The organism is Mucilaginibacter sp. UR6-11 (genome assembly GCF_020880695.1).
Lineage (GTDB): Bacteria > Bacteroidota > Bacteroidia > Sphingobacteriales > Sphingobacteriaceae > Mucilaginibacter.
Genome location: NZ_JAJIWO010000001.1, coordinates 1,098,314 through 1,123,595, shown reverse-complemented (window position 1 = coordinate 1,123,595; position 25,282 = coordinate 1,098,314). Strand labels below are relative to the sequence as shown.

Here is a 25,282-nt window from a genome sequence, read left to right as displayed (position 1 = left end):
AGTAGGGCTTTATTTATTTGTTAAATATTGCAAAACTTTAAACATAGGGTGCAATCAAATCGTCCACCCTTTGCTATCTTTACCTAAATGAGTATGCAATCCAATCCCAATAAATACAATCAAAAATTTCAGGAAGCCTTAGCCGGCTTAAACCCAGAGCAACTGGCTGCCGTAAATAAAATGGACGGCCCTGTACTGGTTATTGCCGGCCCCGGTACGGGTAAAACACAGATCCTGGCAGCACGTATCGGCAAGATCTTAACCGATACCGATGCCCTGCCCGGCGAAATTTTATGTTTAACCTACACCGATGCGGGCGCGGTTGCCATGCGCAAGCGCTTGTTTGAGTTTATTGGGCCCGATGCTTACCGCATCCATATTTACACTTTTCATGCTTTTTGTAACGAGGTGATCCAGGAAAACCTGGAGTATTTTGGCAAGCTAAATCTGGAGCCGCTGTCTGATCTGGAGTCGGCTATGCTGTTCAGGGAGTTGGTGGATGATTTTCCGAACGATCATTTATTAAAGCGTTTTACCGGGGATATTTATTATGATGTGCCGCGGCTGAAAAGCCTTTTCTCTACCATGAAGCGCGAGAACTGGAACGAGCAGTTTATTGAAAAAGCCATCAACGAATACCTGGATGACCTGCCCAACCGCGAAGAGTTTATCTACAAACGGGCAAATGCAGCCAAAGGCATAGCCATTGGCGACCCCAAACAAAAAGATATTGATGCGGCGCATGAGATGATGAAGAAGTTGCTGGCTGCCGTAGCCGAGTACCAGCGCTACGATGCCAAGATGAAAGCTGCCGGCCGTTATGATTATGATGATATGATCATTTGGGTGCTTAAAGCTTTCCGCGAGAACGAGGAGATCTTGCGCCGGTACCAGGAGCGTTATCATTATATTTTAGTGGATGAGTTTCAGGATACCAGCGGATCACAAAACGAACTGCTTAAATTTTTACTGAACTACTGGGAAACGCCAAACGTATTTGTTGTAGGCGATGATGACCAGTCGATTTTCAAGTTCCAGGGCGCCAACATGAAGAATATACTGGATTTCGCAAATGATTATGTAAGCACGTTATCAACCGTAGTACTTAAGCATAATTATCGCTCTAATCAGCATATCCTGGACATATCAAAAGCGCTTATCAATAATAACAATGAACGTTTAACCAAACAGTTACAACTGGATAAAAGCCTGAAATCCTCACATTCTCGGTTTGAAGAACTGATCGTTAAACCTGTCATCCGCGAATACGAAAATCCCGACCAGGAAATGGTTGACGTGGCTACCAGCATTAAGCACCTGGTTGAACAAGGCACGCCCCCCGGCGAGATAGCGGTGATATACCGTAACCATAACCAGGTAGAGGACCTGATACATTTTTTAGATGTGCAAAAGATAGCGGTTAACACCCGCCGTAAGATCGACGTCCTGACCATTCCGTTTGGCGAGAAGATCATTAATATATTACGATACCTGGCCATGGAGCTGGATTCGCCGTACAGTGGGGATGAATTACTGTTCGAGATCCTGCATTATGATTTCTTTAACATTCCGCCTATCGAGATTGCCAAGGCCAGCATAGCAGTATCAAAAGAAAACTTTGTTACATCGGCTAATAATGCACCTAAAACGTCGCTGCGCCGGTATATCCATGAGATAAGGATACCCACGCAACCTGGCCTGTTTGATCCATCGCCCAATACCGAAATGAAATACCTGCTTAATAATATTGATGAATTACTGCGCGACGCGGTGAGCATCACCATGCAGCAGCTTTTTCAGCAGGTTATCGGTAAAATAGGCATCCTGCGCTACATTATGCAGCAGGAAGACAAGGGTACCTATATGCAGGTGCTTACCAATTTCTTTGATTTCCTGAAGGACGAAAGCCGAAAAAAACCAGAGATAAAGCTGGCCGACCTTTTAGCCACTATCGATACGATGAAGGAGCACCATATCCGTATGGATCTGAACCAGGTTATCTTCTCGGACAATGGCGTAAATTTCTTTACAGCACATGGCTCCAAAGGGCAGGAGTTTGAGCATGTGTTTTTTATAGGCTGCGATAAAAAGACCTGGGACAGTAGGGGCCGTAACAATGGGTTTAGTTATCCGGATACGCTAACACAGGCATCAAACGACGATATCGCGCAGAAAGAAGAAGCACGCAGGTTGTTTTATGTAGCATTGACCCGGGCCAAACAATGCCTGATGATATCTTATGCCAATAAAGATAAAAAAGGCAAGGATCAGGAATCATCACAATTCATTGGCGAGATATTGGCCGAAACCGATATGGTGGTTGAGCACCCTAAAGTGGCCGAAAGCGCCATGCTTGAATTCTATACCACACAATTCAGCGAAGCTGATAAGCCTAAAGTTGAACTGATAGATCATACCTATATTAACCAGCTATTGCAGAATTATACCTTATCGGTAACTCACCTGAGTAATTACCTTGACTGCCCGTTGCGGTTCTATTTCCAGTGTCTGATCAGGGTACCATCGGGTAAGAGCCCATCGGCTACATTTGGGCAGGCGGTGCACTGGGCATTGAATAAGGCCTTTAGATGGTTAAAGGATGATGACGATAATTTCCCGACTACCGAGCAGTTTATGAAGGAGTTTAAGTGGTATATGTACCGCAACCGCGACTCGTTCACCAAAGAGGAATTTAAACTGCGGATGGACTATGGTGATAAGATTTTGCCGCCTTATTATGAACAAAATGTTACCCAATGGAACAAGGTAGCCGTTACCGAGCGCGGCATTAAAAATATCGAGATTGAAGGCGTACCAATTAAAGGTAACCTGGATAAAATTGAGTTTGATGGCAAGCTGGCTACAATAGTCGACTATAAAACAGGGAAGCTTAAAAATGCCAAAGACAAACTGCTGCGCCCAACAAACGACAAGCCCGAAGGCGGCGATTACTGGCGCCAGGCTGTGTTTTATAAGATCCTGATAGATAACGACCGTACCAACGAATGGGAGGCCACAACTACCATATTTGATTTTGTTGAACCGGTAAGCGAAGGCGAATATCATAAAGAAAAGATCGTTATCAGTCCGGAAGATATTGAGATCGTGACTGCTCAGATAAAAGACGTTTACCAAAAGATATTGGCGCATGATTTTAATACCGGCTGCGGCAAAAAAGAATGCGATTGGTGCCACTTTGTACGCAGCAATTTTAAGCAGGTGGATGATATGCTGGCAATAGCCGGGGATGAGGAAGAAGAATAAAACCTGCGGTTAATTTAACGCCTTCATATTTTTCCGGATCCTGTTTTTCTCGGTGGTGGTTTTTGCCAGCTTTAACGCCTGGTGTAAATGCTGCAGCGCTTTCTCATTGTCGATAGCTGTATATAGGTATCCAAGCAAGGTATGATACAGGTGGCTGCCAGTTAACTGTGTTAGTTTTTCGGCTTCGGTTATGGCCTTTTCTTTTCCGTTGGCTTTGGCTAAAGCATAGGTACGGTTTAGCGCTGCCATAGGCGAGTATTCCAATATCAGCAGTTTATTATACAGTTGTAAAATGCTTTCCCATTTTTCGGCGCTGTCTTGTTTTTGAGTATGCCAGTAGGCTATGGCGGCTTCCAGGTGATAGCGCGTCAACTGGTCGCCGCGCGATGCGCGGATCAGGTAATTGGTGCCTCTTGATATCAGTTCGTCGTTCCACAGGCTGGTATCCTGTTCATCGTAAATAATCATTTCGCCATCTTTGTCAATCCGTGCATCAAATCGCGAAGCATGGAAACACATCAGCGAAAATAGCGCATTGACAATAGGCAGATCGGTGGTTTTGTTTTCTAACAGCAAATAATTTAACCGCATGGCTTCCAGGCAGAGCTCCTTCCGCAGATTGGTATTGCTGCTGACAGAATAATAACCTTCATTAAACAGCAGGTACAGCGTAAGCAATACGGTTTCCAGCCGTTGATTGATCTCTTTGTTTTGGGGGAACGCTATCTTTATATTTTGCTCGCGCAGCTTTTCTTTCGCTCTGAACAGGCGTTTATTGATAGTTTCTTTGTTCGATAAAAAGGCATCGGCAATTTCATCAATACCAAAACCGCATAAAATGCGCAATGCCAGTCCTATTTGTGCCTCAGGGGCTATTACCGGCTGGCAAATGGCAAACATCATCTGCAACTGGCTGTCCTTAATATTTTCTTCGGACAGGTCGATATCTGCTTCCCCGGTTACGGATGATGCTGCTATAACCGGTCCGCTGACCTTCTCCTTAAAAATAGCGTTATGTTTCAGATAATCCCTGGCTTTGTTTTTGGCTACGGTATACAGCCAGGCAGCTGGGTTAGCCGGTACCTTGTCGCTGGTCCAGGTTTCTGATGCCAGCAGAAAAGTATCACTGGCAATATCCTCCGCAATTTGGATATGCTCAAAACCAAACCGGCGGGCCAGCACCGCAATAATTTTGCGGTACTCTGTCCGATATAGATGAGGTAGAAGCTGGTCGTTCTGCATAAAACAAAAAATGCCCCTGCAGTACAGGGGCATTAATAATATCAGGGTTGCATGGGTACAATCTGGCGCACTTCAACATTGCCGCCGGTAGTTAAAATAGGGCAGCCTTTTGATAGCTCCGCAGCCTCATCAAGCGAGGCGGCGCGTACCACAATGTAACCTCCGATAGCTTCCTTAATTTCAACATAAGGGCCGTTGGTGATAACATTGCCGGGCTTTACCACTTTGCCTTCTACGGCCAAACGGTTACCGCTATCGGCTAATTTGTTTTGAGCGGCCAGGCCACCCATCCAATCCTGCCATGGTTTTGAAATTGCCTGTAATTGCGCAGGTGTGAGCTGGGCATCAAAACCGGCATCGCGTCTAAAGATCAATAAGAAATCGTTCATTTTATTAAAGTTTTAATGGTTAAAAACTAATGACGATCCGTCTGACCGAAATTGGACAAACCGGCATCAAATTTTCTATAATTCCATAAAATGAAGGTAACAAAAGAAACCAAAGAGCGGCATTAAAAGCCGGTTCCTTTATACACCTGGGGCCGTGTTAAGCGCCTGCGTAAACGAACAGCCGGCCCGCAGCGAAACGCCCATATAATTATTACCTTTGCGTTTAAATACAAATACCTTGGATAACACCCAATCAAAAAACAAAGAATTTAAATTTGCCGAGGGCGAGTTGCTGCTGGTTAACAAACCTTACCAATGGACCAGCTTTGATGTGGTAGGTAAACTGCGCAACTCTTTTAAACCATTAAAATTAAAAGTTGGCCATGCCGGCACGCTTGATCCGCTGGCTACCGGCCTGCTGATTATCTGCACCGGTAAAATGACCAAGCAGATTGACACCTTTCAGGCTGAAGAAAAAGAATATACCGGCACCCTGGTGCTGGGGGCAACCACACCGTCTTACGACATGGAAACGGCCGTTGACCAAACTTTTGATACAAGCAACCTAACCGGCGATCAGCTGCGTAATGCCTGCAAACAATTTATGGGCGATATACAGCAATACCCGCCGGCACACTCGGCCATTAAAATTGACGGCGAGCGCCTTTATGAAAAGGCACGCAGGGGTGAGGAGGTTGAATTGCGCCTGCGTAATGTAACGATCTCCCGGTTTGAGCTAACCCGTATTGAATTGCCCGAGGTTGATTTCAAGGTTGTTTGCAGTAAGGGTACCTATATTCGTTCGTTAGTTAACGATTTTGGCAAGGCAGTTCATAACGGCGCCTATCTGTCTAAACTTACCCGTACGCGCAGCGGCAATTTTAAATTGGAAGATGCCTGGGAGGTTACGGACCTGGTAAGTGTGATCAGAGCTGAAAGCCAGAAGCCAAAGGTGGAAAGCCTGTAAGTAAACATAAATATAAAAAGCTTGTAGCTTTACAAAGAATGAAGATCTACCATCATATAGATGAATTTAAGCCGGTAAAAAACGCCGTTGTTACTATTGGTACTTTTGATGGTGTACACCTGGGGCACCGCAAAATCATATCGCGGATCAAGGAACTGTCCGACGCGACCGGCGGCGAAACCGCTATCCTTACTTTTTTTCCGCATCCGCGGATGATCCTGCACCCTGAAGATGAAAGTATAAAATTAATAACTACTATTAGTGAAAAAGCAGGTTTATTAGAGCAATTGGGTGTTGATCATTTAATCATAACGCCATTCTCCCGCGATTTTTCCAACCAAAGCCCCGAGGACTATATCCGCGATGTGCTGGTTAACAAAATAGGCACCAAAAAGATTGTGATAGGGTATGACCACCGTTTTGGCAAGGACCGTCGCGGCGGGCTTGCTGATCTGTTACACCTGTCGCCGGTATATGGTTACGAGGTAATTGAGATACCAGAGCAGGATGTTAATGAGGTCGCAGTAAGCTCCACCCGTATACGGGAAGCTTTGCTGGCTGCCGATATTGAACTGGCTAATACCTTTTTAGGTTATCCGTTTTTTATTACAGGAAAGGTTATTCGCGGCGACCAGATAGGCCGGCAGATTGGTTACCCAACCGCCAATATCCAGGTTGAGGAAAAATATAAGCTCATCCCCGCCGATGGTATTTTCGCCGTAAAAGTACAACATGACGGCAGCGAATATCAAGGTATGGCCTATATAGGCAGCCGCCCCACCATAAACGGCATGACACGCAACATTGAGGTTAACCTGTTTGATTTTGACAAAGAGATCTATAACGAAGCTATCCGCATGGAGTTTTATCATTTTGTACGCGGCGACGTTAAGTTTAACGGACTGGATGAGTTGAAAATACAGATAGCGAAAGATAAGGAAGACGTTTTACGGCTGCTTGGTAATTAGTTATCAGCTTAATTTCTTAAACTTTAATTGATAGTTTTGTTATAATTATAAATTAAGGCATTGTCATTGCAACCCCTGCCAGTGACTAATGACACATCTGCCAATGACAAAACTCAATATAGATAAATCCGAAAGTGACTTCCTGGGCAGCACCATTACCCATTGGGAAAAGGAGGGGCTGATACCTAAAGAACAAGCGGAAAAACTACGCGACTCTTACGAAGTGAAGGGCTTCGACTGGATGCGGCTGGCCAAGTATTCGTTTTGGGTGGCGCTGATCTGCGGCGGGGCATCATTCGCGTTTTTAATTGTTAATGATGTGGTGGTTAACTGGTTGAAGCAATTGTACTATACACCCGATATTATCATCAGCATAGTCTCGGCCGTACTGGCGGCATTCCTGTTTTACTGGGGCCGGCGCCGCGAGCGTCTTTATCCCGAAAAGATCTTCAGTAACGAAGCCGTGGTATTTACCGGCATACTGTTTACGGCCTGCTGCATAGCTTATTTAGGCAAGGCGCTTGACAGGGGCTCCGGCCATTATTCATTACTCTTTTTGCTATCAGTTTTTGTTTACGGATTTTTAGGCTGGCGGATGAACTCGCGGCTAATCTGGCTGTTTGCACTAATATCGCTGGGTAGCTGGTTTGGTACCGAAACTGGTTTCCAAACCCATTGGACGGATTATTTCCTGGGGATGAATTACCCACTGCGCTTTGTGCTGTTTGGCCTGGTACTGGTTAGCGCCTGTGCGTTGTTGCGCAACCGTAAATGGTTTGCGTATTTTTGGGAGCATACTTATGTGGTGGGCCTGTTGTACCTGTTTATGTCGTTATGGTTGCTGAGCATATTTGGTAACTATGGCAACCTGGACAAGTGGTACCAGATTAAACAGATCAGTTTGTTTTACTGGGGGATCATATCCATGGCAGTGGCGGGCGCTTTCTTGCTTTTCGGCCTAAAAAACAAGGACGACATCTCGCGCGAGTTTGGCATCACCTTTTTAATCATTTTCATCTACACCAAATACTTTGAATATTTTTGGGACCATACCAATAAAACGGTGTTCTTTGCCATCCTTGCCGCATCGTTTTGGCTGATAGGGCGTAAGGCCGAAATGATCTGGAATTTAAAGAGTAAAAAACATCAGGCATTAGATGAAACTTGCCAGACCCAAAGTTGAGTAAACTAAACCCGGTTGTCAAAACAATCATTAAGTTTTTACTTCTGTAGCTTGCTTAGGCCTCACCGCTAAATAGATCCTTTTCACCACATGGTATCCGGCGAAGCCGAAAAATAAAATAGCAATTGATGTATTGATAACCTTGGTACTTAGCGCAAATTTACTTTGGATATACTGCGCAAACCGGGCATATAAAAACAAGCATAAGAACGCTCCGCCAGCCGAGCCGATGCTAAAGATCACCAGGGCCGCATTGCCGTCAAGGATCCATTCATGGGTGATCAGGTAAGTGCCGCAGATCATCCAAAAAGGCAGTTGCATAGGGTTTACAAATCCCAGGATGATACCGTATTTTATACTGGCGTGTTCGCTGTATTTGGTTTCGGGCGGCTTTTTGCGGTGAAGCCAGGTTGCTACACCCAGTACCAGGAACAGGATAGCCATTACCCAATCGATCACCACATCTAAATGCACCTGTTCAGACAGCCATTTGGCAGCGTGCATGATCAGGAAGGTAAAGAAAAACTCGACGCAAGAAAAAGCTATGATAAATTGCATGGCCTGTTTAAAGCCACGATTAATGGTGATCCGTATCAGGGTAAGATTGATGTTTCCGGGGGGGATGTATCCTATAAAATTAGCTATGAGCCCCAAAAAGAATGTTAGAAATATCATTGGCTCCAAAGATAAGTTTTAGCGGTGCAAATATGCAAGTATGCGGATGTGCAGATAGTATTATTAAATTATTAAATCAAATCCGCACCTTTGCAACATCATGATGAAAGCATTAACGGAAGAACTGGAGGAACGACTAGCTATCATTGTCCATAAACTAAAGTTTGTGGAACAAAAACCTACAGTGGCCTGTATTGTTGGCTTGGGCCCCTTACTGCTTGCAGACACGGGCTTAGCCGAATTGACAGGCCTGGCAGGCGCTACCCTGGTTACTGGCAAAGTTGAAGAGTTGCAACTGCAAAACCCCGGGATCATTATACTTATGCCGCAGGGAAATACCGTTGAGCAAACGATGAAGGATATTGATAAGGTATTGCAACTACCCGGGTTTGCAGAGCTCAGCGCAGTTAAAAGCAATCGTTTCTACATTGCCGATGGTACACTGTCGCCCAACGCGTCGCCTGAAAGCCTTGTAGATGCTGTTGAACTCTTCGCCGAGATCATCAACCCAAAACAATTTATTTTTGGATATGAAGGTAACGGCTGGATAAAGTTTAGTCTGTAAAAGGCGACGAAAACAACTTGGATTTCGGCGGTTTACTCCGATAACCTGATGATAAATAATAGTTTTCCACAGTCACAATAACAGTATATATCCTGCGTTTGCTTTTCAGTATTCAACCCAGCAATAAGAGCGTTCTGCCTAAGAGCGCTCTTATTGCTAACCATCAAAACCTTAAGTTAAAACCGGCGTAGTAATTACGCAGCGGCGATGGGTTATAAAAGCGATTACCAACCGCATCCAGGTCAGCACCCAGATTATAGTATTCATTTAGCAGGTTATCAACGCCGGCAAATACTTCCACGCGCGATTTATTGCTTAACGGGTGCTGCCAGCCTGCCTTTGCCTGTATTAAGTTATATTTAGGCGCGTAAAAAGTATTGGCCTCATTAAGCGGGATGCGCGCCGTTGAATTATACTGCACATACACGTATAAAGATTGCGGGAACTTAACCTGCACACTGGCAACGCTCACATTACGCGGGACGCCCGTTAACTCATTACCCGCATAGCCTTTGGTGGCGTCGTGATAGTCGCCAAAAGTAAACTTACTGATCGTTAATGATTCGCTAAATTGTAGTCCCCTTATAAAGCCGTTTTCCGTTGGTTTAATCAGCCAATCGGTAAAGTAAAGCTCCAGGCCGGGTTGTTTAATATCGCCCGAGTTGGTATAGTATTCGGTCGACGCTGGTGTAAGCCTGCGTACTATGGCATTGTTTAAATGATAGTAGAAAGCAGATACGTCCAGCAACAGGGTTTCATCACTGTTACGCAGGCGAAAACCCGTTTCGTAATTCCAGCCGTATTGCGCGCTTAATGAGGTATTAATAATATTGTTTGACGGACGGATCTCGGCCGAGGTTGGAGTGGAATAGCCCCGGCTGGCTGATGCGCGCCAAACAAAGTTATTGGTAAGCTGATAAGACAGCGCCAGCCTCGGCATCACCTGCGGCGCGAATGTTTGTTTGGTAAATGCAGTTTGCGCGCGCGGGTACACGTTCTTAAAATCATAACCATAAAAGTTTAAGCTGGCAGCAGCCTCTACATGCAGGCGGTTGCTTATTGTTTCTTTGTAGCGTGCAAAAAAGAAGTGCTGGCCGGTATTAACCTTATCAAGGCTTTGGGCGGTATCACGCACGCCCGAACGATTGCCGTAGTCGTTGTTGTCGGCATTGGTTTGTGCCCATTCCATGCCAACGTTGGCTTTCCAGTTAAAGTCGGGTTTTTGTGTGCCGGTAAATTCAAAATAAGTGCGCATGCCGTAAGTGCGTTCATAACGCTGCTCGTAATTAGTAATAAACGGATTGGTGAAATTTACATAAGCGCCATACACCGCAAATATATTGCGGATGTTGCTGGTGATATGCCATTCGTTCACTGCCCCGCCATAGGTCATTTTATTGGTGATGCCGGCATGTTGCGCAATTGAGCCGGGGAAAGCCGGGGTTGACGGCCTTGCCGCCGTGGGGTCGGCAGCAACCTGTGCCAAAGTTAAACCGCCGGGTGTTTCATAGTTCAGGTCAGAATAAAAGCCCAGTATCTTTAAAGAATTATAGCCGCCATACGTTAGCTTATCACTGGCTTGAAAATAATGGCGGTACATGTCGCTATGTACCCGGTACCCATGATAGGTTTGGTAAGACTGATTAAAATTAAACTGGTTGTTTTTACTGACATTTTGCAGGCCCACGTTTTCATGTACTGACCCGTATGATCCGCCGGATAAACCAGCTGTCACAAAGCTGGTATTATCATACCGGTTAACCGGGCTTATTAAAACCACGCCGCCTGAGTTTGCACCGAATAAACTGCCATCCGGCCCCTTTAAAACCTCGAGGCCCTGTACGCTGTTAAAATCTAAACTGTTTAAATAGGTATTGCCGCCGGCATCGGTAAGCGGTAATTCGTCATAATAAATTTTAACGTCACGGATCCCGAAGGGCGACCGCAACAGGCTGCCTCTTATCGACAAGCGATAACTGCCCGGCGACCGTTCTTCCATACGTACGCCGGGTACTGTATTTGCCGCTGATACCAGCGAATTATCGGGCTGTAGTTTTAACTGCGCCGGTGTTATCAGGCTAACAGACGCCGGTACGCTTAGCATCGGCTGATCTGAAAGATAGCCCTTTACGGTTACCGTATGTAAACCGGTAGTATCAGTTTTTAATTTATTAGGATGGTTTTGTGCACCGGCAGTTGTGCCGGCCGCCAGGATCGATAGTGCAGCAAGGGTAGTTTTAAACACGGTATCTGTTATTAGGTTAAGGCAAAAATAACCCTTTGGTTAGATAAAAGGGCTGCTTTTGATTGTAAGATATTGGCTACGTAAACCATATAATGCCGGCCGCTGTGGCAAATAATTCTCCCTCACTTAAACAGGGGTTATTATTCAGACCAATGATAAATTGCATTTTTTGCGGGCATATTACATTTATAGCAGGTACATTTAGTCATGGATCATCATGAACACCACCTGAAAAGCTCTGACACCATCCGCGATATCGTTATCGGGATGTCTGACGGTTTAACTGTTCCGTTTGCTTTGGCAGCGGGGCTTAGCGGGGCCGTAAATTCGTCGGGTATTGTTATTACCGCGGGTATTGCAGAGATTGTTGCCGGCTCTATCGCGATGGGCCTGGGTGGTTTCCTGGCCGGCAGAACAGAAGCCGAGCATTATGCTGCCGAACTGCAACGTGAGTACGATGAAGTGGAGCGCGTTCCCGAACAGGAGAAAGCCGAGGTAAAAGAAGTGTTTGCAAGTTTTGGACTGTCGGACGAATTGCAAACACAGGTTGCTGATGAAATGGCAAAGGATAAGGACAAATGGGTTGATTTTATGATGCGCTATGAACTGGGCCTTGAAAAACCTTTGGCAAATCGTGCCACGCAAAGTGCAATCACTATTGGTTTATCTTATATCGTTGGGGGTATCATCCCTTTATCTCCTTATTTTTTTGAGTCAAATTCGCAAACTGCTTTAATTTACTCGTGCGGTATAACCATGGTTTGCCTGTTTGTTTTTGGCTATTTTAAAAGTAAAGTAACCGGGCAACCTCCTACATCGGGAGCCTTTAAGGTTTTAATTATCGGGGCTTTGGCTGCAGCCGCGGCGTTCGGCATGGCGAAATTAATAACGGGATAATACTACATTTTACCAAATCTGTAATTTATTCCAACTTGATAAGTTGTTAAAGTTATGGAAGAGTTTACTTCAGTATTTAATACAGTCGACGGAGAATAACCGGCATAAATGTCAAATTTACTGTTTATAATACACCCAATTTTTGTGGTCACCGTATAAAATGCTGATTTGACACTTGGAAAAGTATCAGGATAGGTGACTGTAGTATTGCCTGGTTGAAAATAGGTGACATTGGCCTCTTTGTTTTGATATAAGCTCAGGTTAATAGCTACGCCGGCATCTAAATAGAGCCTGGTCCTATCGGTATTATATATATTGCACACTATTTGCGGATTTAGCGTGGCTATATAATGATTAAACTTTACTGTCTTTGTAAACGGGGTAGTTGCTTTTCCGTCATAGCTTAAACTTACTTTGTCCGTAGTGAAAAATAACTCGGTTCGTAAGATCCACCGCCCGATATTTTTATTTAAATATAGATCCACACCCAGATTTATTTTAGGAGAAATGGCTTTGGACGAACTGGTCTGGGGGCCAGTTGAGTTATCGCTAACGCCGTTATAATTAATTGTTGAGCTAACTATACCTATGCCACCAAAAAATTGTACCCCTTCCTTATCTGTAGTTGAAGGATATGATTTGCCGTCAGAGCCATTTATTTTAGAGACAATCTTTTCTAATTCTTTTGAAGTGTAGTTTGCGCCATTTATGTCTTCTAATATTGTTGTATTTCCGGGTTGGTATATTGCAGCCAGCCTTTGCAGTTGACGTTTATAACTATCAACATTAACTACCTGAGACGACTGTTGCGGATCAAGATAAATGTGGCGGATAAGTTCAGTGGGCTGATTGTTTTTTTCGGCGATAAAAAACCGTTCTTTGATATCGTCGTGGTAAGAATATAAAGATATATTTCCGCCGATATGAATTGTTTTCAAGAATACAGTATCCGTAATACGCGTGGTGTCAACACCTGTGGATAATAAAGAAAGAAGGATGTTGTCCTGACTTATCGGTAAAATAGAGCGAGTATAATATTCAAATCCTTTAATACCAAATGCAAGTGTATTGGCCGGGGTGTATAACGCTATATGGTTTAAATTGGTGCTTCTGAAGTTAATTGCTTTTGGTGTTCTTGACCATTCTCTGTAATCAATGGCCCCTTGCAAAGTATCACCTTTTAAGGTAACTATATATCCGGGTTTAAAATTGCTTTGTGCTTTTAAAAATACAGGGCATAAAATGGCCGCTAAGGTCATTATGTAGATATTCTTCATTTGTGATGGTTTAGAAAATTAAATCAAAGACAATTATAGCAATTAAAACTTAATAAACTTTTCAATCTGCTCATTAGTAAACTGCAGTGTGTCTTCTTTATACAGATCACCGTACTCGTTAAATTCTGTTTTGATATTGGCGATATGTAATTTTAGCGGCATTGTGTTTAAATGTACATAATGGCAAACGCCGGTAAAATGGTCGATGCCGCGTATGTTGCCGTATTTGCCCGATGATATTCCCACAAGTGCGGCCTTTTTCTCATAAAAACTGTCAGGGAAGGAGCAGGCGTCGATAAAAACTTTTAGTGCGCCCGGGAAGCTGCCATTATACTCGGGGATGATAAATATAAACTTATCGGTAGCGGTAACAATGTCCTGGATTACCTGAAACGCAGCGCTGCGTTTGCCATAAAGATCGGTTTCTAATATGTTCGGCGGCAGTTGCGCCAACGATAATATACCTGCTTCCACACCCTTTTCAAGCAGTTTTTTTTGATAATAACGGGCCACTTTAAGTGTTGAGCTCCCTGGCCGGTTGGTAGCTGATATAATAGTAATCATAGTAGTTGTTGAATTACTGAGTTATGGAATTAGCTGGTTAATCGTCATCAATCAATAATCATTAATTCAATCACCACTCCTTAAATTGTTTGTAAATTGGCTAAAACTGTGGATTTCTCCGTTATTTAAATATATATCTTAGCGGTTGGTAAAAAGTTTCCCGAAGGTAGAAATTTAAATTTCTATTTTTCGTTGTTATAAACACTGTTTTAAAATTTTGGAGATATAGAATGAGTAAAATTATTGCTTTAGCCAATCAAAAGGGCGGTGTGGGCAAAACCACATCATCCATCAATCTGGCTGCAAGTTTAGCCGTATTAGAGTATAGAACATTATTAGTTGACGCAGATCCGCAGGCTAACGCCACCTCAGGCATTGGTTTTGATCCGCGCAATGTAAAAAACAGTATTTATGAGTGTATCATCAACGAAGTTGATCCGCATGATGCTATTATTAAAACCGACACGCCAAACCTGGACCTGCTGCCGGCTCACATAGACCTGGTGGGTGCCGAAATTGAGATGATAAACCTCGAGAACCGCGAGTATAAAATGCAGGAGGTTTTTAACAAGATCCGTGATGAATATGATTTTATAATAATTGATTGTTCTCCGTCACTGGGCTTAATTACCATTAACGCTTTAACTGCTGCCGACTCTGTGATCATTCCCGTACAATGCGAGTATTTTGCGTTGGAAGGGCTGGGTAAACTGTTAAACACAGTTAAAATTGTACAAAACCGTTTAAACCCGCAATTAGAGATCGAGGGTATATTGTTAACCATGTATGATGTAAGGTTGCGCCTTTCAAACCAGGTGGTTGAAGAAGTTAGAAATCATTTTGAAGATATGGTATTTGATACCATTATACAGCGTAATACACGTTTAAGCGAAGCGCCAAGCTTTGGCGTATCCGTAATTATGCATGACGCCACTTGTAAAGGGGCTATAAATTACCTTAACCTGGCCCGTGAAGTGATCCGCAAAAATGGCTTGTTAAAAGATGAATTAAAAGCAACAACAGAAACAGTATAAAATGAGCGCAGAGAAAAGGAATGCTTTAGGCAAGGGATTAAGCGCACTGTTGAATGATTCTGAAGATGTACTTCCCTATAAAAAATCAAGTACTGCTAATAACAGCACGGGTTCAAACGGCGAGGTTAGTAACCTGGGTTCGGTAAACGATATAAGGCTATCGGAAATTGAGGTAAACCCGTTTCAGCCCCGTACTGATTTTGATGAGCAGGCTCTGGCAGATTTAGCAGCCTCCATCAAGTTACAGGGACTGATACAGCCGATAACCGTACGCCGCGTCAGTGCGCACCAGTTTCAGTTGATATCCGGCGAGCGCCGCCTGCGGGCCTCAAAAATAGCAGGCTTAACACATATACCGGCTTACGTACGCACCGCCAACGACCAGCAGATGCTGGAAATGGCGCTGATTGAAAATATCCAGCGCGAAAATTTAAATGCTATCGAGGTAGCCTTAAGCTTTCAACGGATGCTGGATGAGTGCAACCTTAAACAGGAAGAACTGGGCGAGCGCGTAAGCAAGAACCGATCAACTGTAACTAATTATTTAAGGTTGCTAAAACTGCCGCCAACTATTCAGGCATCCATACGTGATGGCGAGATGAGTATGGGCCATGCACGTGCTTTAGTAACGGTTGAGGACCCCGCACAACAATTATATCTGCACAAACATATTATTCAACAAGGTTTATCCGTTCGTAAGGTGGAAGAGATGGTTCGCGACCTTCAAAAATCGCGGCCCAAAAAGGAAGGCAAGCAGCCCGAGCCGGTATCGTTTCAGTTGCAAAAGATACAGGACGACCTGGCATCAAAGTTTAGCACACAGGTTAAACTTAAGGTAGGCAGCCAGGGTAAGGGTATAATTGAAATTCCTTTTTTATCAGAAGATGATCTTGCCCGCATCCTTGAAATGTTGGATTGGTAAAAAATGCAGAGATATATATTAATAATTGGTTTATTAACCGGGTTCGTTTTTTCGGCTATGGCGCAGGCACCCGTATTGCGTGTTAAAACCAAAGCGGATAGCATACAGGAAAAACGCGATTCACTTAAATCTAAGCCATTTGCCCCCAAAGCAAGTACAGAAAAAGTTTACCATCCGGATAGTACCCACAGCCCTTCAACAGCCTGGCACCGGTCTGTATTTGTACCGGGCCTGGGGCAGGTATATAATCGTAAGTACTGGAAGGTGCCGATTATCTATACCGGGTTGACTTTGCTGGTTGTTATGTACCGGTTTAATGAACAGGCTTATACAGAGGATTTGGCTATAGCCAGGTACCGTGCTAAGGGGACACAGCCGAGTCCCGGTGATAAGTATTATCAATTGTATGTAAACTACACCGGTTACCCCGACAACGCTATCAATGATGCTGTTAGAGGCTATGCGCGTTACCGCGATTTAAGCGTGCTGCTTTTTGCTGCGGCCTGGGGCATACAAACTATTGACGCCTACGTTGATGCTAAGTTTATGCATTCATACTCCATGGATAATAACTTCAGCGTAAAGGTGGTACCCACCGTGATCAATCAGCCTGCCCAGAGTTTTGCCAGTGCATTTATTCCGGGTTTAAAAGTTACCTTTACACTTCGATAAAGCGGGTTATATTTGTGTCCGCCAATAAAAATTAAAGCATGAAGATCGCATTATTAGGTTACGGTAAAATGGGCAAGATCATTGAAAAGATAGCCATTGACCGTAAACATGAAATTGTATTAAAAATCGACTACGATAACCAGCATGAGCTTACCGCCGAAAATCTGCAAAAGGCCGATGTAGCGATTGAGTTTAGTACCCCGGCAACAGTATTGGGTAATATCAACCAGTGTTTTAAAGCAGGTGTACCCATTGTGGTAGGCACCACCGGCTGGTATGAGCAATTAAATGAAATAAAAGAGCGTTACCAGGCAAGTGATAACGCATTTATCTATGGCACTAATTTTAGTGTGGGCGTAAATATATTTTTCCATATTAATAAGGTATTGGCCCGCATGATGAACAAGCATCCTTATTATGAGGTGCAGGTTGAAGAGATACATCATACACAAAAATTGGATTCGCCCAGTGGTACCGCTATTACCATCGCCGAAGGCATCATTGAAAACCTGGATACCAAAAGGGAATGGGTAAATGTTTTAACCGATATAAACAACCCGGTTGATGACAATGCCAAAGCCGGAGATGTGCTGATAGAATCTTATCGCATAGACAGCGTACCCGGTACGCATACCGTTATTTATGACTCGGAAGTTGACACGATTGAGATTAAACATACCGCGCATAATCGTAACGGCTTCGCACTTGGCGCTGTATTGGCTGCTGAATGGATACCCGACAAAAAAGGATTTTTTTCGGTATCGGATATGTTTGATTTATCTTAAATAATAGATACTTTACCTCCATATTAAAAAGATAATGAACTGGAAATTCTGGAATAAGAACAAAACAAAGACTAAAGCAAAAAAGAAAACCAAAACCCGCGAGTGGGTTGACGCTATCGTATTTGCTGTAATAGCGGCTACGCTGATAAGGACCTTTTTTATTGAGGCTTATACCATACCTACGCCATCAATGGAGAGATCATTGCTGGTTGGCGATTTCTTATTTGTAAGTAAATTAAACTATGGCCCGCGTACGCCGATGACACCGATCTCTTTTCCGTTTGCGCACCACACCATGCCGCTTATTAATACCAAAGCTTATTGGGACGGGTTAGAGTTGAGTTACCACCGCTTGCCCGGTTTCAGCGAAGTTAAAAAAGGTGACGTTGTTGTATTTAACTACCCGATGGATGCAGATTCGCCGTATTACCGCCCGGTTGATAAGCGCGAAAACTATATTAAACGTTGCCAGGGCACTCCGGGCGATACGCTGAAAGTTGTAAATGCGCAGGTTTTTATCAATGGGAAAGCAGCAAACAATCCACCCGAAGGACAAATAGATTACAGAGTTTTAACCAATGGCATGGATCTTAATCCGCAAATTATGCAGGATTTGCATGTTTCTATGTATGATGGGGCCGCCTATCCTACAATGACGACTAGTGCCTACCATACATTAAAAGGATATTCAAATATTAAATCTATTACGCCAAATATCAGGCCGGCAGGTGAGACTGAACAGGTTTACCCAACTAACCCCAATCATCCGGTGGGCCCGCCCAACCTGATGTTGGCCGGTAAACAGCACGACTATAAATGGAACGTTGATAACTACGGGCCTATCATCATCCCTAAAAAAGGATGGACCGTAAAATTGGATAGCGTTACTTATCCTATATATGAACGTTGTATCAGCGTATATGAAAACAACAAATTACAAGTTGTTGGAAATGATATTTTAATAAACGGTAAGAAAACCGACAGTTATACCTTTAAAATGAATTATTACTGGATGATGGGCGATAACCGCCATGACTCTGACGATTCACGCTACTGGGGATTTGTGCCCGAAGACCATATTGTTGGTAAGGCGTTGTTTGTATGGATGAGTATTGATGATGACGCTTCTTTCTTTAGTAAAATAAGATGGAGCAGGTTATTTAAGATTATTCATTAAACCCCCTTCGCCCCCTAAAGGGGGAACTTAAAAGCATAAATAAAAAGCGCCTTGATCATTCATCAAGGCGCTTTTTGTTTATATCAACGTTTAATTTATTGTTCAAAAGTACCCCTTTAGGGGGCGGAGGGGGTTAGCGGAGCGACTTTCATCTTCTCTGCCAGTTCATTCAAATCCTTAACCACCGCGTCAACTACCGGGATGCCGTTTTTGCGGCGATCAAGCTCGGCCTGATATTCAGGTTCCCCGGGGATAATTACTTTTTCATCAGGATTAATGGCCGATGCCGATTTAAAGCGGGATACCCAATTGTCCAGGTGGTCCTTAAACTCATTAACCGGGCGAAACCCATCCACGCGCATGGCGCCTAAAAAGTGACCAATACCCGAGCCAACCGGATCAGCAGGCGGCTCTAAAAAAGATACAAACGGCGGCACCCACGGGCCATAATTGGCGCCCGATAATACAGCCGATAAAATATCGACCGTAGCACCCAATCCAAAACCTTTATGGCTGCCGTGATCGCGGTCGCTGCCCAGCGGTAATAACGAGCCGCCGCTTTTTAAAGCGTGCGGATCTGTAGTATAATTTCCCTGTTGGTCCTGGATCCAGCCTTCAGGCACTTGTTTGCCTGAGCGCTGGGCTATTTCCAGTTTACCATTTGCCGCTGCTGACGTAGCCATATCAACAATAACAGGCGGATATTTACCTGCCGGGAAAGCATAGCACATGGGATTGGTGCCCAGCATACGTTCGTTTGAGAAAGTTGGGGCAACCAATGGGCTCGCATTGGTCATGGCAAAGCCGATCATATCTTTTTGCACCGCCATTAGCGCGTGGTATCCCGCAATGCCAAAATGATTGGAGTTGCGGACAGCAACCCAGCCTGAGCCGTATAGTTCTGCTTTTTTAATGGCTACCTGCATCGCAAACGGGGCGACCACTAAACCCAGACCTGCGTCGCCATCAATAGTGGCCGTGGTGGGGGTTTCGTGCACTATCTGTATGTTGGGTGTGGGATTGATGCGCTGCTTCTCCCATAAACGGATATAGCCCGTTAAGCGCGCTACACCATGCGAGTCAATGCCGCGCAGATCAGACAGTAACAAAACATCAGCCGCCAAAACGGCGTGTTCATTGCTGCAACCCATTGCCAGGAAAATATTTTGGGTGAACGTTCTTAAGGTAGATTCGGTAACGAGCATGTGCAAAGATATAAAAAGAGAAAATGACGTGAAGGCGCAACAAATTGCGTCTCTAGATTTTGGTTAATTTTCCGTCAATACCGCAAACTCAAAATCCAGCGGCTCAAAATTTCGGATCAGCTCGTCAATAAAACTTTGTCCCCACTTTACATAAAGCAGGCCGAAATTTTCATTACGCTCCTGCAGGCTGTCTTTAGGAAAGAGCTCGGCTTTGATCTGATCAATTTGTTCAAGACGGGTATGGTAGTTGTGTTTTTCGGCTTTAACCAGTTTCTTTTCCAGGTTATCTATAGCCTTTTTAAGGCGCGCCTGCACGGCTTCAGTTGATGGGCCAAGGGTTGGGTCAATCCTGGTTGCACGTTGTTTTATAGTCTCAAAAATGCCGGTTAGTGCCGCCCACTCGGTTTGCAGCGAGAGGTTATGCTCACTGTGCTTTTTCATCCAGTAGTTTTTCAGGCTATCGGCAGGCTTAAACAAATCTGCCGGCGAAAGCTCCATCCGCTTGATTTTTACAGCGGATTCTTTGCGCACCACCAGGCCCGAGTTACGCAGGATCAGTATCGGGAAGTCGACTTTATAATGATCAAAGTTTGATTTCAGCTCCAGCCAGTAAACGATCTCGGCACCGCCGCCTATATAAGCAATGTTCGGCAGAATGCATTCCTGGTATAAGGGGCGCATAACTACGTTAGGGCTAAACTTTTGGGGATGTTTTTTTATTTCCTGCCTTAGTTGCTCTTCGGTAAAGGAGATGTCGGTATTCAATACTTTATAGCGGCCTTCCTCAAAAACCAAACGTTCGCGCAGGCTGCCTTTCATGTAAAAGAAATTGATCTCGCGCGGGTTAACCTGGATATGTACACCTAAGTTGTGTAGCTTTTCGTTAGTAGCCGTGATGTTTTTAAAGCTGTTTTGTTCAATAATATCCTGTTCGATAATAGGAGCGAACTGCTGTTTCAAACGCTGATTATCAGCATCAATGATAACCAGGCCATATCGGCCAAACAAGGCATTTACCATGTAACGGGTAGCATCGGCCAGCCTGTCAAACCGTGTGTATGCAGTTTCAACTATCGCGGCCAATTCTGGCGCGTGATCTGCCATACCCAGCACACCTTTGTATTGGTTAAGTGCCTGGCGTATGGTTTCCGGGTGTATGCGCCCGGTTGCCCCAGATGACTCCAGCCACCAGTGCACTTTTTTACCGCCAATAGTGGTATAGCTTATCTCAGCAAAGTCGTGATCCTCTGACGCCATCCAGTAAACCGGCACAAAATTTTTATCCGGGAACTGCGCTTTTAGCTGTTGCGTAAGCTTTATGGCGGTAGCTATTTTGTAGATAAAATATAACGGGCCGGCAAATATGTTCAACTGATGCCCGGTGGTAATGGTATAAGTATTTGCTTCTTTTAAGCTGTTAATATTTTGCTGTACAGGTTGGGGAATCGAAAACCCGGGATCCCAGATGCGGGCATATTGTTCAATAAGCTGGTATTGGTCAGTTAAGGTAGTTGCCAATAGTTCCCGGTCGGCAGTTACTTTTTTGTTTTTAAGCAGATCGGCAAAGCCGTTAAGGGTGGGGCGGTGGCTGTAAAACTCTCTTAATTCCGGCTTATCTTCCAGGTAATCAATTACTGTTGGGGAGAAGAACCCCGTTTCTTTATAGCTTATACAGGCAACGTCCATGTTTGATTTCGGATTTCGGATGTTCGATTTCGAATAAAGTTCGGGATCAATACTCAGATCTTTTTTAAAACTGAAATCGAATTTAGACTTTAATATTATAAAATAACAATCTACCTGTTAAAAGGCGCTTATTTTACAATATGTCCATAAAGGTCAAAATCTTCAGCAGTGTCGATCTTTACGTTTACAAAGCTTCCAACGGTGGCATAGTCAACGGTGGCATCAATTAACACCTCGTTATCAACCTCGGGCGAATCGTATTCAGTACGGCCAACAAAAAAGTCCCCGTCTTTTTTATCGATCAGCACTTTATAGGTATTGCCAATCCTTTCCTGGTTCTTCTCAAAAGAAATTTCCTGTTGGATTTCCATGATCGCATCGGCACGCGCTTGCTTTACCTCTTCAGGCACATCGTCCACCAAAGCGTGAGCAGCTGTTTTTTCTTCGTGAGAGTAAGTGAAGCAGCCCAGGCGGTCAAATTTGGTATCTTCAACCCAGCGTTGCATTTCTTCAAAATCCTGTTCGGTTTCGCCGGGATAGCCTGTAATCAGCGTGGTGCGCATAGCGATGCCCGGTACTTTATCACGGATCTGGTTTACCACGTCAATAGTTTTTTGTTTGGTGATACCACGACGCATTGATCTTAACATATTATCGCTGATGTGCTGCAGTGGCATATCCATGTATTTACAGATATTATCGCGCTCATTCATCACATCCAAAACCTCCATCGGGAAGCCCGAAGGATAGGCATATTGCAACCTGATCCATTCAATTCCGTTGACGTCAGAGATACGGCGGAGCAACTCATCTAAATTACGTTTGCCATAAAGGTCGAGGCCGTAATAGGTCAAATCCTGGGCAATAAGTATCAGTTCTTTTGTTCCACTTTTGGCTAATTTTTCTGCTGCTTTAACCAAGTCCTCCATAGGGGTACTCAAGTGTTTGCCACGCATTAAAGGTATCGCGCAAAACGAGCAGGGGCGGTTGCAACCCTCGGCAATCTTAAAATAGGCAAAGTGCGATGGGGTAGTTAGCAGGCGCTCGCCAATTAATTCGTGCTTATAATTAGCACCTATCGAGGTTAGCAGGTTTTGCAGATCGTTAGTGCCAAAGTAAGCATCAACATTAGTGATCTCGGCTTCCAGTTCAGGCTTGTAGCGTTCGCTCAGGCAACCGGTAACAATTACCTTCCCAACTTTACCCTGATCTTTAAGCTCGCTATATTGTAAAATGGTATCAATAGATTCCTGTTTGGCATTGTCAATAAAGCCGCAGGTGTTAATAACAATAATATCGTCCTTGCCCACTTTGTCCGACTCGTGCACAACATCAAATAGATTGCCCTTCAACTGACCCATCAGGATCTCTGAATCGTAAGTGTTTTTTGAACAACCTAAGGTTACCACGTTTACGCGTGGTTTTTTGATTAGTATCGGCTTGCTTATTTCTTTCGTCCTCATGTATCTTTTTCACTTATTGTCATTTCGAAACGAGAAACGAGTGAGAAATCTTATACGAGCGAAAGTATGGTGTATAAGATCCTTCGCTATCGCTCAGGATGACAAACTAATTTAGTCTTTAAACAGGCTGTCCACAAAAGCTTTTCGATCAAACAACTGTAAATGATCCATGCCTTCGCCAACGCCTATATATTTTACCGGTATTTTAAACTGGTCTGATATGCCTATAACAACACCGCCTTTGGCCGTGCCGTCTAATTTTGTTAACGCCAGGGCATTAACCGCGGTTGCCTCGGTAAACTGTTTGCATTGCTCAATGGCGTTTTGCCCGGTTGAAGCATCCAACACCAGCAGGATCTCGTGCGGTGCGCCCGGTACTACCTTTTGCATTACATTCTTGATCTTGGTTAGCTCGTTCATTAAGCCAACTTTATTATGCAGGCGGCCCGCAGTATCAATAATAACCACATCATCACCGGCAGCAACTGCCGATTTCAGGGTATCAAAAGCTACCGAAGCGGGATCTGACCCCATTGCTTGCGCTACTACCTTTACCCCGACACGTTCGCCCCAAAGCTTGATCTGGTCAACCGCCGCCGCGCGGAAGGTATCGGCTGCGCCTAATACTACCTGGTTGCCCGCCTGTTTAAGCTTATGCGCCAGTTTGCCAATGGTTGTAGTTTTACCTACGCCGTTAACGCCTACTACCATAATGACATATGGTTTGTGACTGCCGTATTCAAAACTTGAAAAATCGTTGCTGTTATTTTCGGCCAGCAGGTTTTTTATTTCTTCGCGCAGCAAGCCGTTTAAATCGGCAGTACTAACATACTTGTCACGGGCTACACGGGCCTGTATGCGGTCAATGATTTTTAGCGTGGTTTTTACGCCAACGTCTGATGTTACCAGTACTTCTTCCAGTTCATCCAGCACATCATCATCAACGGTTGATTTGCCGGCTATTACTTTGGTGATCTTTGAAAAAAGGTTATCCTTGGTTTTTTCTAAACCAACATCAAGCGCCTCCTGTTCCTGCGGCGTGTTTTCCTTTTTCTTGAAAAAATCAAATAGTCCCATGTGTCTTATATGCAGATGTATGCAAAGGTGCAGATTTATAACCTATTAAATATCTGCCTAACAAAAAAAGCCCTCTCGAGTTAACAAGATGGCTTTAATATTATAGAAGGTTATTCCCGATTATAATTTACCGGCAATAGCGTCTTTAACAAACTCGTTAGCTACTGTTTGCTCTTTAAATGAATAAGCACCTGTTTTAGGAGACTTAGTCATGGTAATAACTTTTGAATAATCCTTGCCTTTACCGGCAACTTTCAGGGTTGCAACTACTTTCTTTGCCATTGTCTTTTAGTGTTATGAGTATTGGGTTTTGAGTTTTGAGTTAATACTCATTACTCATCACTCAAAACTGAGTACTTATTACTTAATTTCTTTATGAACTGTTACTTTACGTAAAACCGGGTTAAATTTTTTCATTTCCAGTCTTTCGGTTGTGTTCTTTTTGTTCTTGGTGGTAATGTAACGAGACATACCCGGCATACCGGTTGCCTTGTGCTCTGTGCACTCTAATATTACCTGAACTCTATTACCTTTCTTAGCCATCTTCTTATGTGTTGAAAGTTGCGGGTTGTAAGTTGTAAGTCGCTTTTAAATCATGCAACTTATAACATACAACATACAACATGTTATATATATCCTTTTTTTACAAACTTGTTGATACAAGCTGTTATCCCGTTTTTGCTGATAGTTTTAACAGCTGATGTAGATACCTTTAAGGTAATCCATTTATCTTCTTCAGGGATATAAAACTTTTTAAGCTTAAGGTTTGGATGAAACCTGCGTTTAGTTTTGCGGTTTGAGTTAGAAACGTTGTTACCAACTATTGACGCCTTTCCTGTTAGATCACAAATTCTTGACATGACAATTATTTTTAAACCCCTTTTATTAAAGAGTTTGCAAATATCGAGATTTAATGTGGAATAGACAACAGTGTTTTTAAAATATTTGAAAAAATATCATACCTTAATAAAAAGGCCTTTCATTACTTAAAATATAATGCAATTAAGATAAAGTGTAATTTTTCA

General features: G+C 43.8%; 24 protein-coding genes. 11 read left to right on the top strand and 13 right to left on the bottom strand.

The window, feature by feature from the left end; translation table 11 throughout:
- The first annotated feature begins 87 nt into the window (after positions 1–87).
- The gene (locus LJ658_RS05235) at positions 88–3,264 is read left to right on the top strand and encodes an ATP-dependent DNA helicase (protein ID WP_230545403.1); all 3,177 of its coding nucleotides are present in this window, start codon (positions 88–90) and stop codon (positions 3,262–3,264) included.
- A gap of 9 nt (positions 3,265–3,273) precedes the next feature.
- Here the strand turns inward: LJ658_RS05235 and LJ658_RS05230 are convergent, their stop codons facing one another.
- The gene (locus LJ658_RS05230) at positions 3,274–4,506 is read right to left on the bottom strand and encodes an RNA polymerase sigma factor (protein ID WP_230545402.1); all 1,233 of its coding nucleotides are present in this window, start codon (positions 4,504–4,506) and stop codon (positions 3,274–3,276) included.
- Positions 4,507–4,547: 41 nt separating this feature from the next.
- Positions 4,548–4,895: a YciI family protein gene (locus tag LJ658_RS05225; protein WP_230545401.1), complete on the bottom strand. Its 348-nt coding sequence runs from the start codon at positions 4,893–4,895 to the stop codon at positions 4,548–4,550.
- A 238-nt stretch (positions 4,896–5,133) separates the two neighbouring features.
- Here LJ658_RS05225 and truB point away from each other — a divergent pair, with 238 nt between their 5' ends.
- The 3 genes from truB (at position 5,134) to LJ658_RS05210 (ending at position 8,013) form a co-directional block, all read left to right on the top strand.
- Entirely contained in the window at positions 5,134–5,862 is a 729-nt protein-coding gene (gene truB, locus LJ658_RS05220; RefSeq protein ID WP_230545400.1) for a tRNA pseudouridine(55) synthase TruB, read from the top strand.
- A gap of 38 nt (positions 5,863–5,900) precedes the next feature.
- The gene (locus LJ658_RS05215; protein WP_230545399.1) at positions 5,901–6,830 is read left to right on the top strand and encodes a bifunctional riboflavin kinase/FAD synthetase; all 930 of its coding nucleotides are present in this window, start codon (positions 5,901–5,903) and stop codon (positions 6,828–6,830) included.
- 103 nt (positions 6,831–6,933) lie between these two features.
- Positions 6,934–8,013, top strand: coding sequence for a DUF2157 domain-containing protein (locus LJ658_RS05210; RefSeq protein ID WP_230545398.1), 1,080 nt, complete (start codon positions 6,934–6,936; stop codon positions 8,011–8,013).
- A gap of 30 nt (positions 8,014–8,043) precedes the next feature.
- Here LJ658_RS05210 and LJ658_RS05205 read toward each other — a convergent pair whose 3' ends face one another.
- A complete protein-coding gene (locus LJ658_RS05205) occupies positions 8,044–8,688 on the bottom strand; it encodes a LysE family translocator (RefSeq protein WP_230545397.1) in 645 nt (214 codons plus the stop codon).
- 100 nt (positions 8,689–8,788) lie between these two features.
- Between LJ658_RS05205 and LJ658_RS05200 the strand changes: the two genes are divergently transcribed.
- The gene (locus LJ658_RS05200) at positions 8,789–9,253 is read left to right on the top strand and encodes an ABC transporter substrate-binding protein (protein ID WP_230545396.1); all 465 of its coding nucleotides are present in this window, start codon (positions 8,789–8,791) and stop codon (positions 9,251–9,253) included.
- A gap of 163 nt (positions 9,254–9,416) precedes the next feature.
- On the opposite strand, the gene LJ658_RS05195 is transcribed toward LJ658_RS05200, so the two are convergent.
- Complete coding sequence (locus LJ658_RS05195) at positions 9,417–11,498, bottom strand: TonB-dependent receptor domain-containing protein (protein WP_230545395.1); 2,082 nt, start codon at positions 11,496–11,498, stop codon at positions 9,417–9,419.
- 207 nt (positions 11,499–11,705) lie between these two features.
- On the opposite strand from LJ658_RS05195, the gene LJ658_RS05190 reads away from it, so the two are divergent.
- Complete coding sequence (locus LJ658_RS05190; RefSeq protein ID WP_230545394.1) at positions 11,706–12,395, top strand: VIT1/CCC1 transporter family protein; 690 nt, start codon at positions 11,706–11,708, stop codon at positions 12,393–12,395.
- Positions 12,396–12,397: 2 nt separating this feature from the next.
- Here the strand turns inward: LJ658_RS05190 and LJ658_RS05185 are convergent, their stop codons facing one another.
- Positions 12,398–13,672 carry a hypothetical protein gene (locus LJ658_RS05185; protein ID WP_230545393.1) on the bottom strand — a complete coding sequence of 425 codons (1,275 nt, stop codon included), beginning with the start codon at positions 13,670–13,672 and terminating at the stop codon, positions 12,398–12,400.
- A gap of 42 nt (positions 13,673–13,714) precedes the next feature.
- The gene (locus tag LJ658_RS05180) at positions 13,715–14,236 is read right to left on the bottom strand and encodes an NADPH-dependent FMN reductase (protein WP_230545392.1); all 522 of its coding nucleotides are present in this window, start codon (positions 14,234–14,236) and stop codon (positions 13,715–13,717) included.
- A 230-nt stretch (positions 14,237–14,466) separates the two neighbouring features.
- On the opposite strand from LJ658_RS05180, the gene LJ658_RS05175 reads away from it, so the two are divergent.
- Genes LJ658_RS05175 through lepB form a run of 5 tightly spaced genes read left to right on the top strand, consistent with a single transcriptional unit; the run spans position 14,467 to position 18,826 of the window.
- The gene (locus LJ658_RS05175) at positions 14,467–15,270 is read left to right on the top strand and encodes a ParA family protein (RefSeq protein WP_230545391.1); all 804 of its coding nucleotides are present in this window, start codon (positions 14,467–14,469) and stop codon (positions 15,268–15,270) included.
- A gap of 1 nt (position 15,271) precedes the next feature.
- Positions 15,272–16,192: a ParB/RepB/Spo0J family partition protein gene (locus LJ658_RS05170; RefSeq protein WP_230545390.1), complete on the top strand. Its 921-nt coding sequence runs from the start codon at positions 15,272–15,274 to the stop codon at positions 16,190–16,192.
- 3 nt (positions 16,193–16,195) lie between these two features.
- Positions 16,196–16,864, top strand: coding sequence for a DUF5683 domain-containing protein (locus tag LJ658_RS05165; protein ID WP_230545389.1), 669 nt, complete (start codon positions 16,196–16,198; stop codon positions 16,862–16,864).
- Positions 16,865–16,902: 38 nt separating this feature from the next.
- The gene (gene dapB / locus LJ658_RS05160; protein ID WP_230545388.1) at positions 16,903–17,649 is read left to right on the top strand and encodes a 4-hydroxy-tetrahydrodipicolinate reductase; all 747 of its coding nucleotides are present in this window, start codon (positions 16,903–16,905) and stop codon (positions 17,647–17,649) included.
- 34 nt (positions 17,650–17,683) lie between these two features.
- The gene (gene lepB / locus LJ658_RS05155; protein ID WP_230545387.1) at positions 17,684–18,826 is read left to right on the top strand and encodes a signal peptidase I; all 1,143 of its coding nucleotides are present in this window, start codon (positions 17,684–17,686) and stop codon (positions 18,824–18,826) included.
- Positions 18,827–18,942: 116 nt separating this feature from the next.
- Here the strand turns inward: lepB and LJ658_RS05150 are convergent, their stop codons facing one another.
- The 7 genes from LJ658_RS05150 to rpmB all read right to left on the bottom strand — a co-directional run bounded on the left by LJ658_RS05150 (position 18,943) and on the right by rpmB (position 25,117).
- Positions 18,943–20,031, bottom strand: a complete 1,089-nt coding sequence (locus LJ658_RS05150; RefSeq protein WP_230545386.1) for an Ldh family oxidoreductase — start codon at positions 20,029–20,031, stop codon at positions 18,943–18,945.
- Positions 20,032–20,094: 63 nt separating this feature from the next.
- A complete protein-coding gene (gene bshC, locus LJ658_RS05145) occupies positions 20,095–21,717 on the bottom strand; it encodes a bacillithiol biosynthesis cysteine-adding enzyme BshC (protein WP_230545385.1) in 1,623 nt (540 codons plus the stop codon).
- Positions 21,718–21,845: 128 nt separating this feature from the next.
- Positions 21,846–23,180 (bottom strand): 30S ribosomal protein S12 methylthiotransferase RimO, encoded by a 1,335-nt coding sequence (rimO, locus tag LJ658_RS05140; RefSeq protein WP_230545384.1) that lies wholly within the window; start codon positions 23,178–23,180, stop codon positions 21,846–21,848.
- A 111-nt stretch (positions 23,181–23,291) separates the two neighbouring features.
- On the bottom strand, positions 23,292–24,257 hold the full coding sequence (gene ftsY, locus LJ658_RS05135; protein ID WP_230545383.1) for a signal recognition particle-docking protein FtsY: 966 nt from the start codon (positions 24,255–24,257) through the stop codon (positions 23,292–23,294).
- Positions 24,258–24,377: 120 nt separating this feature from the next.
- Positions 24,378–24,539, bottom strand: coding sequence for a DUF4295 domain-containing protein (locus LJ658_RS05130; protein ID WP_230545382.1), 162 nt, complete (start codon positions 24,537–24,539; stop codon positions 24,378–24,380).
- A 78-nt stretch (positions 24,540–24,617) separates the two neighbouring features.
- On the bottom strand, positions 24,618–24,800 hold the full coding sequence (gene rpmG / locus LJ658_RS05125; protein WP_175269406.1) for a 50S ribosomal protein L33: 183 nt from the start codon (positions 24,798–24,800) through the stop codon (positions 24,618–24,620).
- A gap of 83 nt (positions 24,801–24,883) precedes the next feature.
- On the bottom strand, positions 24,884–25,117 hold the full coding sequence (gene rpmB / locus LJ658_RS05120) for a 50S ribosomal protein L28 (RefSeq protein WP_144247620.1): 234 nt from the start codon (positions 25,115–25,117) through the stop codon (positions 24,884–24,886).
- Between the last annotated feature and the right edge of the window lie 165 nt (positions 25,118–25,282).